Origin of the sequence: Desulfoscipio gibsoniae DSM 7213 (genome assembly GCF_000233715.2) — a bacterium.
Lineage (GTDB): Bacteria > Bacillota > Desulfotomaculia > Desulfotomaculales > Desulfallaceae > Sporotomaculum > Sporotomaculum gibsoniae.
Window position 1 is genome coordinate 3384598 of record NC_021184.1, and the last position, 17121, is coordinate 3401718.

At 47.9% G+C, this 17121-nt stretch carries 15 protein-coding genes and 1 tRNA gene; 1 reads left to right on the forward strand and 15 read right to left on the reverse strand.

Annotated elements, in window-relative coordinates:
• Nucleotides 1-275 precede the first annotated feature (275 nt).
• From leuS to DESGI_RS16015, 9 genes are all read right to left on the reverse strand, one after another.
• A complete protein-coding gene (gene leuS, locus DESGI_RS15975; RefSeq protein ID WP_006523369.1) occupies nucleotides 276-2765 on the reverse strand; it encodes a leucine--tRNA ligase in 2490 nt (829 codons plus the stop codon).
• A 130-nt stretch (nucleotides 2766-2895) separates the two neighbouring features.
• Complete coding sequence (locus DESGI_RS15980; RefSeq protein ID WP_006523370.1) at nucleotides 2896-4560, reverse strand: AMP-binding protein; 1665 nt, start codon at nucleotides 4558-4560, stop codon at nucleotides 2896-2898.
• A 124-nt stretch (nucleotides 4561-4684) separates the two neighbouring features.
• Nucleotides 4685-4760, reverse strand: a tRNA-Ala gene (locus DESGI_RS15985).
• Nucleotides 4761-4985: 225 nt separating this feature from the next.
• Nucleotides 4986-5345, reverse strand: coding sequence for a ribosome silencing factor (rsfS, locus tag DESGI_RS15990; protein WP_006523371.1), 360 nt, complete (start codon nucleotides 5343-5345; stop codon nucleotides 4986-4988).
• Between the two features lie 176 nt (nucleotides 5346-5521).
• Nucleotides 5522-6088 carry a bis(5'-nucleosyl)-tetraphosphatase (symmetrical) YqeK gene (gene yqeK, locus DESGI_RS15995; RefSeq protein WP_006523372.1) on the reverse strand — a complete coding sequence of 189 codons (567 nt, stop codon included), beginning with the start codon at nucleotides 6086-6088 and terminating at the stop codon, nucleotides 5522-5524.
• A 247-nt stretch (nucleotides 6089-6335) separates the two neighbouring features.
• On the reverse strand, nucleotides 6336-6518 hold the full coding sequence (locus DESGI_RS16000; RefSeq protein WP_006523373.1) for a hypothetical protein: 183 nt from the start codon (nucleotides 6516-6518) through the stop codon (nucleotides 6336-6338).
• Between the two features lie 74 nt (nucleotides 6519-6592).
• On the reverse strand, nucleotides 6593-7858 hold the full coding sequence (locus DESGI_RS16005) for a Ger(x)C family spore germination protein (protein WP_006523374.1): 1266 nt from the start codon (nucleotides 7856-7858) through the stop codon (nucleotides 6593-6595).
• Nucleotides 7851-8948, reverse strand: coding sequence for a GerAB/ArcD/ProY family transporter (locus DESGI_RS16010; RefSeq protein ID WP_006523375.1), 1098 nt, complete (start codon nucleotides 8946-8948; stop codon nucleotides 7851-7853). Before DESGI_RS16010 ends, DESGI_RS16005 begins: the two co-directional genes overlap by 8 nt.
• Entirely contained in the window at nucleotides 8945-10882 is a 1938-nt protein-coding gene (locus tag DESGI_RS16015; RefSeq protein ID WP_006523376.1) for a spore germination protein, read from the reverse strand. The genes DESGI_RS16010 and DESGI_RS16015 overlap by 4 nt, the downstream gene beginning before the upstream one ends.
• A 123-nt stretch (nucleotides 10883-11005) precedes the next feature.
• Here DESGI_RS16015 and DESGI_RS23245 point away from each other — a divergent pair, with 123 nt between their 5' ends.
• A complete protein-coding gene (locus tag DESGI_RS23245) occupies nucleotides 11006-11416 on the forward strand; it encodes a spore coat protein (RefSeq protein WP_006523377.1) in 411 nt (136 codons plus the stop codon).
• 81 nt (nucleotides 11417-11497) lie between these two features.
• Here the strand turns inward: DESGI_RS23245 and DESGI_RS26180 are convergent, their stop codons facing one another.
• From DESGI_RS26180 to DESGI_RS16045, 6 genes are all read right to left on the reverse strand, one after another.
• Complete coding sequence (locus DESGI_RS26180; RefSeq protein ID WP_006523378.1) at nucleotides 11498-11623, reverse strand: hypothetical protein; 126 nt, start codon at nucleotides 11621-11623, stop codon at nucleotides 11498-11500.
• Between the two features lie 289 nt (nucleotides 11624-11912).
• Nucleotides 11913-12788, reverse strand: coding sequence for a methionyl aminopeptidase (locus DESGI_RS16025; RefSeq protein ID WP_006523379.1), 876 nt, complete (start codon nucleotides 12786-12788; stop codon nucleotides 11913-11915).
• Between the two features lie 42 nt (nucleotides 12789-12830).
• Nucleotides 12831-13178 carry a helix-turn-helix domain-containing protein gene (locus DESGI_RS16030; RefSeq protein WP_006523380.1) on the reverse strand — a complete coding sequence of 116 codons (348 nt, stop codon included), beginning with the start codon at nucleotides 13176-13178 and terminating at the stop codon, nucleotides 12831-12833.
• A gap of 676 nt (nucleotides 13179-13854) precedes the next feature.
• On the reverse strand, nucleotides 13855-14571 hold the full coding sequence (locus DESGI_RS16035; RefSeq protein ID WP_041284940.1) for an SAM-dependent methyltransferase: 717 nt from the start codon (nucleotides 14569-14571) through the stop codon (nucleotides 13855-13857).
• Nucleotides 14572-14950: 379 nt separating this feature from the next.
• Nucleotides 14951-16348: a sensor histidine kinase gene (locus DESGI_RS23250; RefSeq protein WP_006523382.1), complete on the reverse strand. Its 1398-nt coding sequence runs from the start codon at nucleotides 16346-16348 to the stop codon at nucleotides 14951-14953.
• Nucleotides 16341-17021 carry a response regulator transcription factor gene (locus DESGI_RS16045; RefSeq protein ID WP_006523383.1) on the reverse strand — a complete coding sequence of 227 codons (681 nt, stop codon included), beginning with the start codon at nucleotides 17019-17021 and terminating at the stop codon, nucleotides 16341-16343. Before DESGI_RS16045 ends, DESGI_RS23250 begins: the two co-directional genes overlap by 8 nt.
• Between the last annotated feature and the right edge of the window lie 100 nt (nucleotides 17022-17121).

Genomic DNA, 17121 nt, shown 5'->3' on the forward strand with positions numbered 1-17121 from the left:
AATAATAAAGATGGGATGCTGCCTACAATATTTTGCAAGCAAGTATACTGTTGAGATATAAGCCATTAATGGCAGGCAAGCCGGCCAGCAACCACACCATTGTGATTAAAGTACTTTGCAGACCGGTATCATATCAGGTAAATAGACCAATGGGGCAGATTTACGCTTTATAACTGCATATCTGCCCCATTTATATTTCAACATAATAATTTTATTACAGAATACTACTTCACTTATTCAGTTCACGCTATCAAAGGTAAATAAACATGCCGGGTTTATTCAACTACAATATTTACTAACTTACCGGGCACCGGTATTACTTTAACTACCTTTTTGTCACCGACCAGTTCCAGTACTTTTTCCTGTTGCATAACCAGTTCCCGCATAGCGTCCGGCTTAATGTCAGCGGGCACCAGCATGCGATCCCGGACTTTGCCGTTAATTTGCACCACAATGGTAATTTCATCTTCAATAATCGCTTCGGGATCATATTGGGGCCAGGGCTGGGCATGAATGATGCCCTCATGTCCTGTTAAATTCCATAATTCCTCGGTAATATGTGGGGCAAAGGGAGCCAACAACAGCAACAAAGCCTCAACCGCCTCGCGCAATACCCCGGCGTCACGGTCGCACTCGGGTAATTCCCGGTACTGGTACATGGCGTTTACCAGTTCCATAATGGCACTGACCGCTGTATTAAAATTAAACCGGTTGCCTACATCCTCGGTTACTTTTTTGATGGCCAGGTGAATCATCCGGCGCATATCCTTGTTAACCCCTACCGGGTTAGCCCCAGTCTGAGCCGCAACTACACCTGTAGCCAGCATATCACCCAGCGGTGCCACCAGACGCCACACCCGGTTCAGGAATCGGTAACAGCCCTCAACCCCCTGGTCGCTCCATTCCAGGTCCCGCTCAGGGGGTGAAGCAAATAAAATAAACAGCCGGGCAGTGTCGGCACCATAAGTGGCCACGATATCCTCCGGGCTTACCACATTACCTTTGGACTTGCTCATTTTGGCTCCGTCTTTGAGCACCATGCCCTGGGTGAGCAGGTTGGTAAAGGGCTCATCATTATCCACCAATTTCAAATCATAAAGCACCTTGGTAAAAAACCGGCTGTACAAAAGATGTAAAATAGCATGTTCAACACCGCCAATGTACTGATCTACCGGCAGCCAGCGCCTTACCTTATCATAATCCCAGGCATTGGCATCATCCCTGGGGCTGGTGTAACGGTAATAATACCAAGATGAGCACATGAATGTATCCATGGTGTCGGTTTCCCGGCGGGCCGGGCCACCGCATGTGGGACATGTGGTATTGACAAAGTCCGCATGTTCCTCCAGCGGGGAACGACCGGTGGGCTTAAACGCCACATCCATGGGCAGCATGACAGGCAAATCCTTATCAGGTACCGGCACCACACCGCACTTATCGCAATAAATAATCGGAATAGGCGCACCCCAGTAACGCTGGCGGGAAATTAGCCAGTCCCGCAGCCGGTAGTTGATCCTGCCATCGCCCAGCTTCTGTTCCTGCAAATATTTTATAACGGCGGTAATGCCCTCCCGGTTCGGGGTGCCGTTAAAGGGCCCGGAATTAACCATCAATCCTTCACCATCGTAAGCCTCAGTCATGACAGCGGGATCAAGTGTTACTCCTTCAGGTTGTATAACCACCCGAATGGGCAGGTTATACTTGCGGGCAAATTCAAAGTCCCGCTGGTCGTGGGCCGGCACACCCATAACAGCACCGGTACCGTATTCCAACAACACGTAATTGGCCACCAATATGGGCACTTTTTCACCGTTCACCGGGTTAATGCAATGAGCGCCGGTCAGTAAACCAATTTTCTCCGCCTCAGTGGAAGTACGGGCCAGTTCGCTTAAATTGCGCACCTTATGCACAAAATCCCTGATCTCCCCGGCCTGTGGCTTACCCTCAATTAATTTTTCCACCAGGGGATGCTCGGGCGCCAGCACCATATAGGTAACACCATAAACGGTATCCGGGCGGGTGGTAAATACCGTGATGGTCTCATCTATACCATCAATTTGGAAAGTAATCTCAGCCCCTTCACTGCGACCAATCCAGTTTTCCTGCATAATCTTAACTTTATCCGGCCAGCCGCCCAGTTTATCAAGGTCGGCCAGCAGCCGGTCAGCATATTGTGTAATTTTAAAGAACCACTGCTCCAGCTCCCTTTTCTCGACAACGCTGGCACAGCGCTCACAAGAGCCTTCTTTGACCTGCTCATTGGCTAGCACGGTGGCGCAGGAGGGACACCAGTTCACAGCAGATTTTTTCTTATAGGCCAGTCCATGGTGGTAAAGCTGTAAAAACAGCCACTGGGTCCATTTATAATATCCGGGGTGGCACGTGGCTACTTCCCGGCTCCAGTCATAGCTGATACCCAATTGTTTCAACTGCTCACGCATAGAATCAATATTATCCGTGGTCCACTGGGCCGGGTGCAAAGCTCCGTGCTTTATTGCCGCGTTTTCCGCCGGCAGGCCAAAGGCGTCCCAACCCATGGGGTGCAGTACATTAAACCCCTGCATCGTTTTAAACCTGGCCACCACATCGCCAATTGAATAATTACGCACATGCCCCATGTGCAGTTTCCCCGAGGGATAGGGAAACATTTCCAAACAGTAATATTTAGGCCGGTCGCTGAAATCGGGCACGGCGTAAATATCTTGCTCCGACCATTTTTGCTGCCATTTAGCTTCTATTACCTTAAATTCATAGCGGTCCTTCATTGGTTCCTCCCGTACATTGTAACTATTTCGTAATTTATCGACATTACTATAGGTGTTTTAAAAGAATGCCCGATACCAATATTATCACATTATGGTATTTTATCAAAGTTTAAGTATGTCTAAACTGGCCTTAAACCAGGTTAGCCACGTTTTCATAGCGGGATAATTCCTTGATGCCCATTTCCCTCAACTTGAACTTTTGCACCTTGCCGTTGGCGGTGGTTGGGTAGCCGTCAACAAAATGAATATATGACGGTATCTTATACCGGGCAATTTTACCGGAGCAGTAATTTTTAATATCCTCGACGCTGACCCGGGAGCCTGCTTTTAACTGGATAAAGGCCATAACTTCTTCCCCGTACTTTTCACTGGGCACACCCACCACCTGTACATCTTTCACCTGTGGATAAGTATATAAAAATTCCTCAATTTCCCGGGGATAAATATTTTCGCCACCTCTGATAATCATGTCTTTAATCCGGCCGGTTATTCTAAGGTAACCGTTTTCATCCATAATACCCAGGTCGCCGGTATGCAGCCACCCCTCTTGATCAATGGCGGCAGCCGTAGCCTCGGGCATTTTATAATAACCTTTCATGACGTTATATCCACGGGCGCAAATTTCACCCTGGACGCCGGCAGGCACCTCTTCGCCGTTTTCCGGATCAACGATCTTGACCTCCACCCCATCGAGCGCTTTACCCACTGTGGACACTCTCAATTCCAGCGGGTCGTCGGTGCGGGTCATGGTAATACCGGGTGCCGCTTCGGTTTGACCATAAGTAATTACTATTTCCCGCATACACATTTTTTCCACCACGGCCTTCATCACTTCAATGGGGCAGGGCGATCCGGCCATAATACCGGTGCGCAGGGTAGATGTATTAAAGGGCTGTTTTTCCAACACTTCTAACTCGGTGATAAACATAGTGGGCACCCCGTGCAGCGCAGTACACCGTTCCTTCTCCACCGCTTCCAGGACTTTCACCGGACTGAACGATTCTATCATTACCATGGTGGTAGCATGGGAGACGCAGGCCAAGGTGCCCAATACACAACCAAAACAATGGAACATAGGTACCGGAATGCATAGGCGGTCATCAGGGCCAAAACCCATGCATTTACCAATACTATAACCATTCCCTACCAGGTTAGTATGGGTCAGCATAACTCCCTTGGGAAAACCGGTGGTTCCCGAAGTATATTGCATATTAATAACATCGTCAGGTTCTAATGATGATTGCCTGGCCACCAGTTCATCATCAGTAATCTCATCGCCCATGGCCAGCACATCCTGCCAGTCAAAAATACCGGGATGACTTTCATCACCAATAAAAACCAGGTTCTTTAACATCGGCAGTCTTTTACAATTCAGCCGACCGTGCATACTGCCGCGCAGTTCCGGGCACAACTCATATACCATATCCACATAATTGGAATCCTTTATACCACTGGAGAAAATTAGAGTAGTGGCATCGGACTGCCGGAGCAAATATTCCAACTCAAAAACTTTGTAATTGGTATTCACCGACGTTAATACAGCTCCCATTTTGCCGCAGGCAAATTGAAGGAGTACCCATTCAGGTATGTTGGGTGCCAAAAGGGCAATATGTTCGCCTCTTTTAATACCCAGAGCCATCAATGATTTGGCGATACGATTACATTGCTGCTGAAATTGCCGGTATGTGTACCTTATGTTCCTGTCCGGGTACACTACCGCCTCATTATAAGGAAACCTGCCCGCCGATAAATCCAGCAATTCACCAACGGTAATTTGATCGAAAAGTTTTTTCATTCCGTCACCTCTAATCCTTTGTCTAGTTAACGTATTAAAGATAAAAATAGACAAATTAAAACCTCTCATCCCAGTAAGGGACGAGAGGTTTGTCTCGCGGTACCACCCTAATTGATAAAGTCCATGGTGGAGATGAGGGGAATCGAACCCCTGACCTCCTGAATGCCATTCAGGCGCTCTCCCATCTGAGCTACATCCCCATGACTTTAACCGCTCGGTGTGTTAACGGCACATGCCGTCCCGGTATACTTTTTTCCACCGGGCAACTCCGGGGCGAGTTCATTCACCTTACCCACCGCCTCGCACCGACCGGCAGCTCTCTTCAGGGTATGACAGCGACATTACTACTCCCCTTCATAGTCATTAACTTATTAAACTGAGCCTAATTATAAAATAATTAATATTTAAAGTCAACGCCAAAAATACTACATACTCAACGGGGATTTGACCACCTGGGCGTCCCCCCACAAGTGCTCCAGATTATAAAAACGGCGTTGTTCCTCCTGAAAAATATGCATCACCACTGAGCCATAATCCAGTAAAACCCATTGTGCCGTCCTGAACCCTTCTCTGCGTGGCTGACCAGCGCCGTGCTGCTGCAAATGTTCCTCAACTGCATCGGCAATGGCCCGGGCATGCACCGGTGACCTGCTGCTGCATATAATAAAGTATTCAGCCACCACGGAAACTCCACCAATATTTAAAACGGTGATATCCAAGGCCCTTTTTCCTTCCGCCGCTTCAACAGCCAACTGCACAAGAACATCAGGTTCATTTATCAACAAGTAATCCCCCCATAAGTTATTATATACCTAATTGATATTCGCCCACGGTCTAAAAGTTCCTCCCTGCAGTAAAAAACAATAATACAAATAGGGGATCTACACAGTTATATTTATCACACCGGCTACAACACTCCGCCGGGGATGAATCCCCCAGCTTTTGAATCATTCTAATAAGTTTAAGTAAGTTTAAGCCTGACCCCATTGCGGGCATGCACGGCCCTGGGATGAATTAATTCACCATTGCGCACTGATAGTGTAATAGCAGCGTCAAAACACCATAGCACTGCCCGGTCCAGGTTTTGCTGCGCAATTTGGCGCAGCTCTGCTACGCCCGGAAAAACTCGCCCGGGCTCCATCTTGTCCGCAACGAATACGATTTTATCGAGCAATGTCATGGTTTCACCGCCCAATGTATGCAGATCAATAGCCCGTAGTACCGCTTCATCCTCCACCCCAAACTGCTGCCTGGCCAGTAGTGCCCCTACCGGGGCGTGCAAGAGCACCGGTAGGGCCTCCTCGATATCGTCAACAGGCACAAGGTGTTGCCTGGCCAGAGCCAGCAATTCCTCGCCCGGCAAGTCTCTGCCGCAATCGTGCAGCAAACCGGCGATAGCAGCCTGTTCGCGGTCAGCACCATACAATTCGGCCAACCTGGACGCTGTAACCCTAACCCCCAGCGAATGCTGAATCCTTTTATAACCAAGCATGCCCCGTAAGCACTCTAAATAATACTTATGCCGCATTTTTCCCTCCGTTTAAAATATATCATGTGTGCTGAGAACACTTATCCTTAATTGTCCTGTTTATGAGGCGCAACACAACGCCGGTTCCTATTTATATTAGGGATCATCCTTGTGGTTAAGCTGGTGATTTAATAGATTAAATTATTAATTCACCAATTTTAAAGCATTTAGTCACTCTACGACATTATACAGCTTCCTCACAGCCAGAAGCCACCGTCAACAAATACATGCAAACCGGTGCTGATTTTTACTTGACCCAATATACATAATACCACATCAACAGCACCGGTGCCCCAAACGTGGCACCGGCAACCGCAAACGCACCCACCCCACCGCGCAAATTTTTGTCCTCACGCAGTGCATACCAACCATAACTGGCTATATGCACTGAAATTAGAGTCACCACCAGTATGATTAAAATATTAAACATTTCTAGCACCTCAACCTTATTATTAATAGTCTCTGTTTCTTAGAAAAACAAATACATATCTGGGTCCTCAAAAATTATTTAAGCGGCACCATTTCGTGCACCAGGCCGGTGCGGCGCACTTTATAATCAACGTCTACAGTAATATCGGCATCTGTAAACTTTTCCTTCCAATTATAGGCAATCCACTGCGGCCAGGTCTGAAATAATTTCTGGGCGTGAAGACCAAAGCCTAAAAAATCAGCATTCAGTTGTTTGCTCTTGGCTATTGTATTATTAATGTCTTCCCCAATAGCCCTTTGCACGGCGTCTTCCACAATATACAGCCGGTCCGGCTTTTCGTAATCCTCCCCGGATTGCAGGGAAATAATTTGTCCTTCCAGTTTAACATCTACGGCAATCTGCGGCCGTCCTTCGGTAATACTAATATCCACCCGGGGCTTTTGCCTGGGAATTACATCAACTATTATATACCTGTCTGGGTGATTCGGATCGTGTACATCTACAATGGTACGCTTTAAAGTACCAAAAAACAATTTTTGCACCCCCACCTCATCACCATTCAACGTACCCATCATACGGCCTTCTTTAAACACCGCACCGCCCATAATCTCAATTTCACTGCCTCCCTTCCGAGGTATGCGCCCGGCCTGGTATTGCCCCTTGGGCTTGGGCGAATTGTCAGGGTAAGCAGGATCATCATTGCCCAGCGCGGCCAGCTGGGCTACAGGTTCAACCCCCGGGTTTTCCGATTTATAATAAAATTGATGAAATGAGTCAAAGGGAATAAATTCTGTAAATCGCCAGCCTCTCTGCATAAGTTCATAAAATTTGCCCACATTGTCTTCCAGCCTGGGCATCCCTTTGGCCAAAAAATCCTCGGCCCGCCCTTCGCAAATGATCAACTGAGATGAGCGGCGGAATTGGTGAAAACGAACCAGCGGCGCCACATACTCACCGATGCCCTCCTCGGCTAGTTCCCGGGAAAAAACAATCCACTTGATATGACTGAGACTGACCCGCCTGTCCACAACGGTATTAGCCAGTTCCAGGTTGCTTAGAATTGTGGGGGTATCTATGGAAACAGTAAAAAAGCCACCCTGACCGCCACCGCCACCCCCGGGTTCGGACTGCCCGCCCCCCCCGGCAATATCTTTAGGCACCGCCACCACCGACGTAACAGTAAGCTTGTTCTCTCGGCCCTTGTCAACGCCGATGGCCAGCACCCAGGCCTTTTCATCAGGCTCGGAGTAGTCATAGCAGCCGGTCAGAGACAGTACCATTGTACAAAGCACTAACACTAGTGCTTTGCGCAGTACCATCGCTAATTTGACGTTAAGCACCCCGGTCACCTCCCCGTGACTTCAGAGCCGCGATTAACAGCAAAAGCAACATTATTCCGATCAGCATACCAAAACTATACCGGCTTATATACTCATAGAACCAATATGCCGCCTGGGGGGCGTTTTGGGGTATAAACGCCGTCACCGTAACGAACACGGCCATAGACAATACAAAGGGCCGGTAGTCATCCAGCCTGCACAGCCGGGCAAGCACCACAGCGCCGGCATATAGTGAGGCGGATAAGTAGATCATATTGCCGAAAACCCATAAGGGCAGAAAAACCACTTCCATCCGCTGGCCGAAACGACCGATATTAATAATCCTGGCCAGCTCGAAGGATGGTAGGGTAAGCTCTGTAACAGTGGGGTAAGTAAAAACCAAAATAGGTGTCAGCACATATAGAAACATAGTGAATCCCGCAATGCCCACTCCCCAAACGCCAACCTTTTTACCCTTATCACCAGGTAAAAAAGGATAAATAATGCCCAGTAAAAGTATCTGCACATAATTACCCGAGTTTTCCAAGGCACCTCTGAGTAATTGCAGAAGGCCGGAACCCCAAAGGGGGTACAGCGTGGAAAAGCTCCACAGGGGAATAGTCAGCGCAACCAGTGTTAACCCCGTGACCACCAATATACCCGCCAGGAACTTGGCCGTGCGGGCAACCGCCTCCAATCCCAGGTAACTCACCACCACAGTACCTACTATAAAGGTTAAGGTGATCAGGCTGATTGGCGTATCTATCAAAAAGCCGGCCACCATCCGCTCGCCGATCCCGCGCAATATAAACCCGGCACTAACCACGAACATGGCCAGATAAAACAGCGCAAAAAAAATATTTATATATGGCCCGGCCAGTTCTTCTCCAACTTGCACCAAATCTCGTCCGGGAAACCGGTTAAGCAAAAAAACCAACAGCAGCACACCTGACAGGCCGATAAACGTAAGCACAAGTGCAATAATCCACGCAGCATTCATGCCTGCGTGATAAATGAACACTGATTGGGTTAAAAAAATTTGAGCGGAAAGAGTAATAAACAAAAGAGTAACGGCTTCAGAGACTCCCACCGCTGGTTTATGCTGGCTCAACTTCCTCCGGCCTCCCCTCTGGGGCCTTTCTTGCTCCACCAGGCACGACTTATTTCTGGCTGGCGTTTAACCTGAAGAGGATCAAGGTAATCAGGGCGGGATTCTTGCCGCCACTCGGGGCCGCGCAAAAAATAATCGGCACCTTTGCGGGTCACCGGCGCCACCGGGGCCAAAAAGGGCACACCAAAGGATTTAAGAGTCGCCATAGCCCCTACATGGACATAAAAGCCCACCATTATCCCAAAAATACCGAATGTAGCAGCTAATATTATATAAATAAAACGCAGTGTTCTTATCGTCAGAGAGAAAGAGTAGTTAGGTATAGCAAAAGAACCCAGGGCGGTCACGGCCACCACAATAATTAAAATTGGACTGACAATATTGGCGGCCACCGCCGCCTGCCCCAGAATCAGCGCACCAACAATGCCAAGAGTGGTGCCCACAGTGCCAGGTATCCTGATCCCGGCCTCCCGGATCAGTTCAAAGGAAAGCTCCATCACCAGCACTTCCACGATAGACGGGAAGGGTACCTTTTCCCTGGACCCCGTTATGGCCAGCAACAGATCAGTGGGAATAAACTCCTGGTGATAAGCTATTATGGCCACATAATTGGCCGGTAAAAGCAATGCCAGAAACAGGCCCGCATAGCGAATTACCCTCATAAAAGACCCTAATGGCCACCTGACATAAGCGTCTTCGGGGGCCTGCATCAGAGAGAAAAATGTGCAGGGTACCACCATAACAAAGGGGTTGCCGTCAAGCAGTATGGCCACCTGTCCTTCCAACAGGCTGGCGGCCACCCGATCGGGGCGCTCGGTGCTCAGCACTTGCGGCACCATTTGCCATGGAGAGTCTTCAATCATTTGCTCCAGTAAACCGGTTTCGTGCATAAAATCACCGTGCACGGACTCCAGGCGTCGTTTGACCTCTTGCACCAGATCGGGATTGGCCAGATCGTCCAGGTACATGACAGCGCACTGCATGGGAGCTGAATTGCCTACTTTAATAAATTCAGTGACCAGAGAGGGGCGGTGAATGATTTTCCGTACCAGTGAGGTATTGACCCTGATCTGCTCGGTAAATGCTTCCTGGGGGCCCCGGATGACAGCCTCCACCTGAGGGGTGGAGACATTGCGATAGTGCCATCCCTTGGTCTCCAGCAGCAGGGCCTGGTTATAACCGTCGATTAGTAAGGCACTGTTGCCGTTAAGTACGTCTTCCACCACCCGGGCGAAAGTATGGGCAATGGAAACCTGGTTATTAGGCACCAGCGCCTCCTTGACCCGGTCGAAAAGATCTTTGCAACAAGCATCATAGGGATGACTGTCATTCTGACCACCCGGCCCGCCCTGTCCAGACATGGCCGCATTATCTGAAGCCTGCCCCCCGGAATCGCGCCGGTCAAAAATACCGGACAGCAGCATTAATGGTTGCAATATAGCCATATTTTGCACCTGGGAATTGGTAATACCGTCGATAAAAACCAGTAATGCTTTAACTGGAGGACTGGTACCAATGGTTAAAGTACGGAACACAGCGTCCTTGTTCTGAGGAACCCGGAATATTTTAGCCAGCGTTTGCCTGTTCTTTTCCAGGCCGTAAAACAGCTCTACTTTGTCATTAATAATTGTTTCTATATTCTGGTTTTCCGCCACCTGGTCAGCAAATTTTTCCTGTACGGCATTGTTACTCCTTGCCCTTTTGCGCATGGACCGGCGACCAGCAGAGACATTACTGCGTTTTTGCGAACCAACATCCTTTTTTGCATTACCCTTTTCTTGATCAGCCTTATTTTGACGGTCCTGGCCAGTTCCAGGCTGTTTCTCCCCACCATCTTCCCCTGCTCGATCCTCAAGACCCGTCTCAAAAAGTGATCTATAGGGTTGGGGTTTTTGATATAACAGATAACTGGATAGCTTTTTCAGCCAAAACATATGCAAACCCCCGAAAAATAAATAAGAGCACCTAATAAGCAAAAGATATAAATCAAGTATGCCCTGGCAGTTAGTGGTTTATGTGGATAATCCTACAGAGCATTTTATTAGTCGACCGGGGGCATGCTTTGCATTAACGTTTCCGACCATCAGCTGGGTGAAATCATGGATAGGCAGCTCAGATTTGCGGAAAAGGAATATAACGAGATGGTTTCCTTTTTGTCAAACCGCAATATGCACAAATGCAGCGCTTTCCGTAAAATGACAGCTGCCCTGGAGTGCGCCGATTCACAGCTCAGGCATATCATGATGCAGGGCGCTATGCTGTCCGAGAAGGCTTATGAAGTATTTACTTATTTGAATCAAAAGGGTATGTATCAGGTACCAACCATGCGAAACAGAACCCAGAACAACTTTATAAATACTTTCCAGCCTGTGGATACTGCCGGAACAATGGGGATGATGAGATCGGCGGGCACTTTCGAAAATCGAGGTTTAATGAGCCAACCTGGAATGAATAATAATGTATTCTGAAATAAAATATAAAACCGGGGGCGGTTTTGTTTTTCAACCAGCCCCCGGTTAAATATCCCCCGTGTACATAATAATCCCCTCCTAACTTTTTTTACTGTCCCCGTCTTCGGACAGGGCTTTCCGCTTGATTTCCTCGGCTTCCAGTTCTATCTTCTCCAAGCCGATATCCCGCAGAATCTGGTCAATTAAGTCCTTTGTCATATTCATTTCAACCTCCTTTTTACTGTAACTTTATAAATGTATGTTACAACATTTACTATATGCTAATTATATATTCCCCGTGTAAAAGATCAAACAATTTATTGTAAAGTTTTAATTAATTCTTACACAGGGCAGCAGCACCAATATCATACCATATACTGCTACTTCTTTCCATCGTCTTTATACAAGCATTGACACTGGATGATACTTGGAATGTAAAGAGAGCAGGCCGACTCTTTTTTGTGGTCGGTCTGCTTTTTAGATTAGAATTTAAAAACACGATTCTTCCATATTGCTAATATGTCAGCACATCATAGCCCGATTCCGTTACGAGTACGGTCTTTTCCCATTGTGCGGAGGGCATTCCATCTGCAGTATAAACGGTCCAGTTGTCACTTTTATCAATTGAGATATCTGCCTTTCCCATATTGATCATCGGCTCCACCGTAAAAATAAGGCCGGGAACCAAAAGCATCCCGGTTCCCCGTCGGGACACATAACTGACCCAAAGGTCTTCGTGAAACTGCAGACCGATCCCGTGGCCGCCGATTTCCCGAACAACAGAATACCCGTTTTTTCCGGCATGGTCATTGACCGCTTGCCCTACATCCCCAAGAAAGCCCCAAGGCTTTATCTGCTCGATCCCAAGCTCCATACATTCTTTCGCAACCTCAACCAGCCTTTGTTTTTTGCGGGAAACGTCGCCAATGCAGAACATGCGGGAAGAATCAGAAAAATATCCGTTGAAAACGGTGGACACATCGACATTCACGATATCTCCGTTTTTCAGAACGACACGGTCGGAGGGGATACCGTGACAGACTACATCGTTGATGGAAATGCAGACGCTTTTGGGGTATCCGTTGTAATGAAGCGTTGCCGGGATGCCGCCAAGTTCTCTGGTTTTTTCATAAATCAGCCGGTCAAGCTCTCCGGTGCTGATCCCCTCGACAACATATTCCCCGATATAATCCAGCAAGGCTATGTTCAGCTTGCTGCTTTCCCGGATGCCTTCAATTTGCTGTCGGGTTTTAAGTAATTTGAGGTGGGGTACTTCGTATCCTTTTGAACGGTAGATAGCCATTTGATCCTCAATAAGGGCATGGCAATTTTTGTATTTGCGTCCGCTGCCGCACCAGCAGGAATCGTTTCTTCCAAGCTTGTCAGACATATTTTACTCCTTACATTCACAAACTCGGAGGAAGCAAATTCTTTATGGACTGCATTGGCCGAGAGAAGCCCGTAAAGTTCTTCGGTATTGGCGCGGGGAGCATTGAAATGCCGCGGCAAACGCCCTTGCCAGCGATTCTGACGACGAGTACCCGCAGCGGTAAGCGATGTCGGTGATGCTGTCGTCGGTGCCGCACAGATCACGGACAGCGGCTTTTAACCTGCATTGGGCAAGGAACTGCTTATATGTCATGCCCATGTGCTCCCGGAACTTTGCGGAGCAGTAAAACGGAGAGTAACCGACGTACGACGACATGCCTTTCAGAGTCGGATTCGCGGTTACGTTATTCTCTACCCATTTCGCCATTGTTTCTATTGTTTGGACGGACATTTGCTTCACTCCTTTCCCCAGTATATCAGACTATGCAAATTATTACCTGACATGAGTTGCAAACATTAAGATACTCTTTGCACTACTTTCTTCCCGGAGCTATTAATATTTTTTCTGTTCAATAATAACACACAATGCGATTATTGTTTATATGATCATACCATTCAATGCGGTTCGTTGTCCAGGAACCGTAGTGTTACGCCCTTATGCGAGTATTGACTGGGGTTATTGGGCATGTGATGAAGTGAACAGGCCAACTATCCACAAAGGAGTTGGCCTGTTGATTAACTGTTTTATAGATTTCTCATTAAGCTCATAATCTCTTAGTCTCAGGTTTATATCAGCTCCACCGTAACATCTTCGCGTCTTTTTTCATGAAACACTATGTGCCAATATTTAGTTTCAGATATTTTTCATAAGTGGTTGCCATCATGACCTCGCGTTCTATGTATTCCCTGACTAATCGGGATTTATCGCAATATAGGATTATATAATAATGAGTAGTTGATTTTTACTTTTGATTATCATACCATGCATGCAGCAATTTCCCACCAGCTTTATGTAAGGATTGACTGGCAGATACTCGGGATGTAGCTAAAAACACAGGGCAGCCCCAATACGATGGGCTACCCTGTGCTGGTTTCACAGCTTCCTAAATGGTATAAAAGCAGCTTGACTATTTTCTCCGCAATACCATGGCTAGTAGGTTCATATATTTCCCGGCTCCTGCCTCCATGGCCTTGCGGTCACCGACGGAATATTCATTGTCGCAGGCAAGCCAATCATTCCAGCATTCATCAAATCCCGTCAGCTCCTCAGTTAATAGAATCTCGACTCCTTGTGTTGCCTCGATGATCTGTCTCCAGTAGGCAATATCATGAAAGGACTGGATGTCCTCAGCACTCCATGACAACAGCATTTCTTGTGGAATGTTGTTGTGAATGTCCTTCTTCAGCCCCGGCACTACAATTAGGATATGTCCGCCTTGCTTGACCAATGGGAGCAGGTGCTGCCCCAAATAATTTTTGTCCAGTCCGAAGTAATGGTAAGAATCGATACTGATTACAGCATCAAAGAATTCTTCTGCAAAAGGCAGGTCATGGGCTTCCGCCTTGATAGGGACAATCTGGTGCGAGGTAAGCCCCATTTCATCGAAGCGCTTTTTGTTTTCGCTTGGAGAAATCCATAAATCTGCGGCAAAGACTTTGGCCCGATATTCTTTAGCAATAAAGATGGAAGTGACGCCCTTACCGCATCCAAGGTCGAGTACCGTTTCAACGGGCGATATGGGATGGAGCATCAACAGTTCCTCCAGCAATTTCATTGGATTAGGCCCCATGATGCATTCTTTAATAAAATTCATGTCATATTTTTCGGATTTAATATATTTCATAGTCAAAAATCCCTCTCATTCAAATAAAGTTGGTGTTTAATGCAAAGAATGGAACACGTTGTAAATACAGAAAAAAGGACACGGTACAAAACCATGTCCCAACAGATCTTTATCAAGCGCTGTCTGTCATAGTTCTGTATGAAACAAAGTTGCATAACAAATAAGAGCAACATTCAGTTGCTTCTCAAAGTCAATTTGCAATTTCTTGTGTTCCTTACAGAACAATCTCCAAACAGACAACTCCTCGTACACTATAATTAGTTATTATACCACAGAGGATGGTTGTGTAAAGATTACTGCTGCCATTCGCCATATTAAACCCGTTGAGGATTCGGTATCTTTTATGCCAGGTTGCCATCTGTGCAATCTAAAAAACACCTCATAAATGATTAATTCTTACACAGGGCAGCAGCACCACCATTTCAGCGCCTCCGGAAATAGCATTACCGGCCCGAATAGTGCCCCCGTGCTCCTCGACAATAGCCCGGGCAATGGGCAGACCCAACCCGCTACCACCACGGGGGCCTTTATAAAACCGCTCCCACAAATGCCCTAAATCTTCGTCGGTAAACCCCGGCCCGTCGTCATGCACCATCACCTGTAACTGTTCCCCCTGCACTGCAACTTGTATAAAAACCCGTGAAGAGGCATAGCGCACCGCATTGGCAATTAAATTAATAAAAACCCTTACCAGTTTTTCACCATCCGCCCACAGGCGTACCTCCGGGCAATTTTCAATTTCAAGCCTAATGTTTTTATCCAGGGCCAGAACCTGCTGTGCTTCCACTGCTTGTTCCAGCACTTCACTTAACTCAGTATCTTCAAATTTATATAACTCCGAAGCACTTTCCAGTTTACCAAGGTAAACTAACTCATCAACCAGTTTTTTCAACCGCCCGGTCTCCCGCACGATAATGTCCAAGGCACTATCCGCCTCTGGGCCGCTAAATACACCGTCGCGCACCCCTTCGGCATACCCCTGTATGGACATCAGGGGACTTTTAAGCTCATGGGAAGCATTCTGAAAAAATTGTCTCTGAGCCCGGTCGTATTCCGCCAATTGCTCGTCCATGGCATTGATGGCCTCGCCAAGTTCGCCAATTTCATCACCCGTGTCCACCGGAACCCGCCAGCCAAAACTGCGCCGGGCCACCCGCTGTGCCTTTTCCTTAAGCAAATCCAACGGGCGTGAAATGCGACGGGCTAACAGCATAGTAATACCCAGTGCCACTAAGGACGCCAGAGCCAAGCTGGCCATAAAAAGGGTCAGCAATTCCCGGTGTATTTCCTCCAGACCTTCCAACCTGGTAAGCAGCACCACCGCGCCCCCCCTCCCGGCGGTCCCACCCAGATAACGGGCCGCCGCAAGGTAGCGCTCCTGCCCCACGGTAACCTGACCTTCATTAACACCGGCTGCAAGTTCCGCAATCACCCCGGGATCCAGCACGCTGCCCACGATATCATTGCCAAGAGTGCTTTCCAGAACCACACCCTGGCGGTTCACCAGCAAATACTCACCCTGAATAACCCGGCCCAGCATTTGGTAGGTCATAAAACGGTGCATCATCATACCACCCTGTCTAAGCCCCTCTTCCGGATGATCATTTATTATTTCAGCCAGGTTTTGGGCATCTTGCCATAAATTTTCCCTGGCCGCGTGCTCCAAATGTCGGCTGAGCAAAAACCAGAAGGAAGAGCCCATTAGCAACCCGGTGAGCAATACCACCACCAGATAGCCCAAAGCGATGCGCAAAGCAATGCTTTTACGTCTAAACATTAATTTTATACCCGTAACCCCATACCGTATTCACCCTGACCCGGGCCCCGCTTTCTTTTATTTTGCGCCGCAGCCGCTTAACCACATCGTCTACAGCACGGATATCTCCCACATAATCATAACCCCACACCTGGTCCAAAATTTGCTCCCGGCTCAGTGCCCGGCCAGAATTTTTGGCCAGCAGCTGCAATAAATCAAATTCCTTAACTGTTAACTCCAATGATTCAGTCCCAACTGCCGCTTCCCGGCGAGCTGGAAAGATCACCAGGTCGCCCACCTGAACTTCATCCTCTTCAACCGCTGGACGGTTGGACCCGGCCCGGCGCAGTACGCTGCGTACCCTGGCCACCAGTTCCCGGGGGGAAAAGGGTTTGGTCAGGTAATCGTCCCCGCCCAGTTCCAGTCCCAACACCCGGTCCACTTCCTCGCTCCGGGCGGAAACAAATATCACCGGCACATCTCCCCTGCGGCGGATTTTCTTGCATAGCTCCAATCCGTCCATGCCCGGCATCATAATATCCAATATAAACATGTCGGGCAGCCCGTGCTCCAGCGCCTCCAGCACGCTATCCGCCTCGTGAAAAACGCTCACGGAAAAACCTTCACGGGCCAGGTATTTATTAATAATTTCCGCTATATCAGCATCGTCATCCACAACAATAATCCTTTTCAATCCGTTAGCCCCCTGAAAACCTTTAGTACACCATAAATTGGCTTAGTTTTGAGATTCCTTCAAAAACTTGCAGTCCCTCGATGCAATGATATATATACAA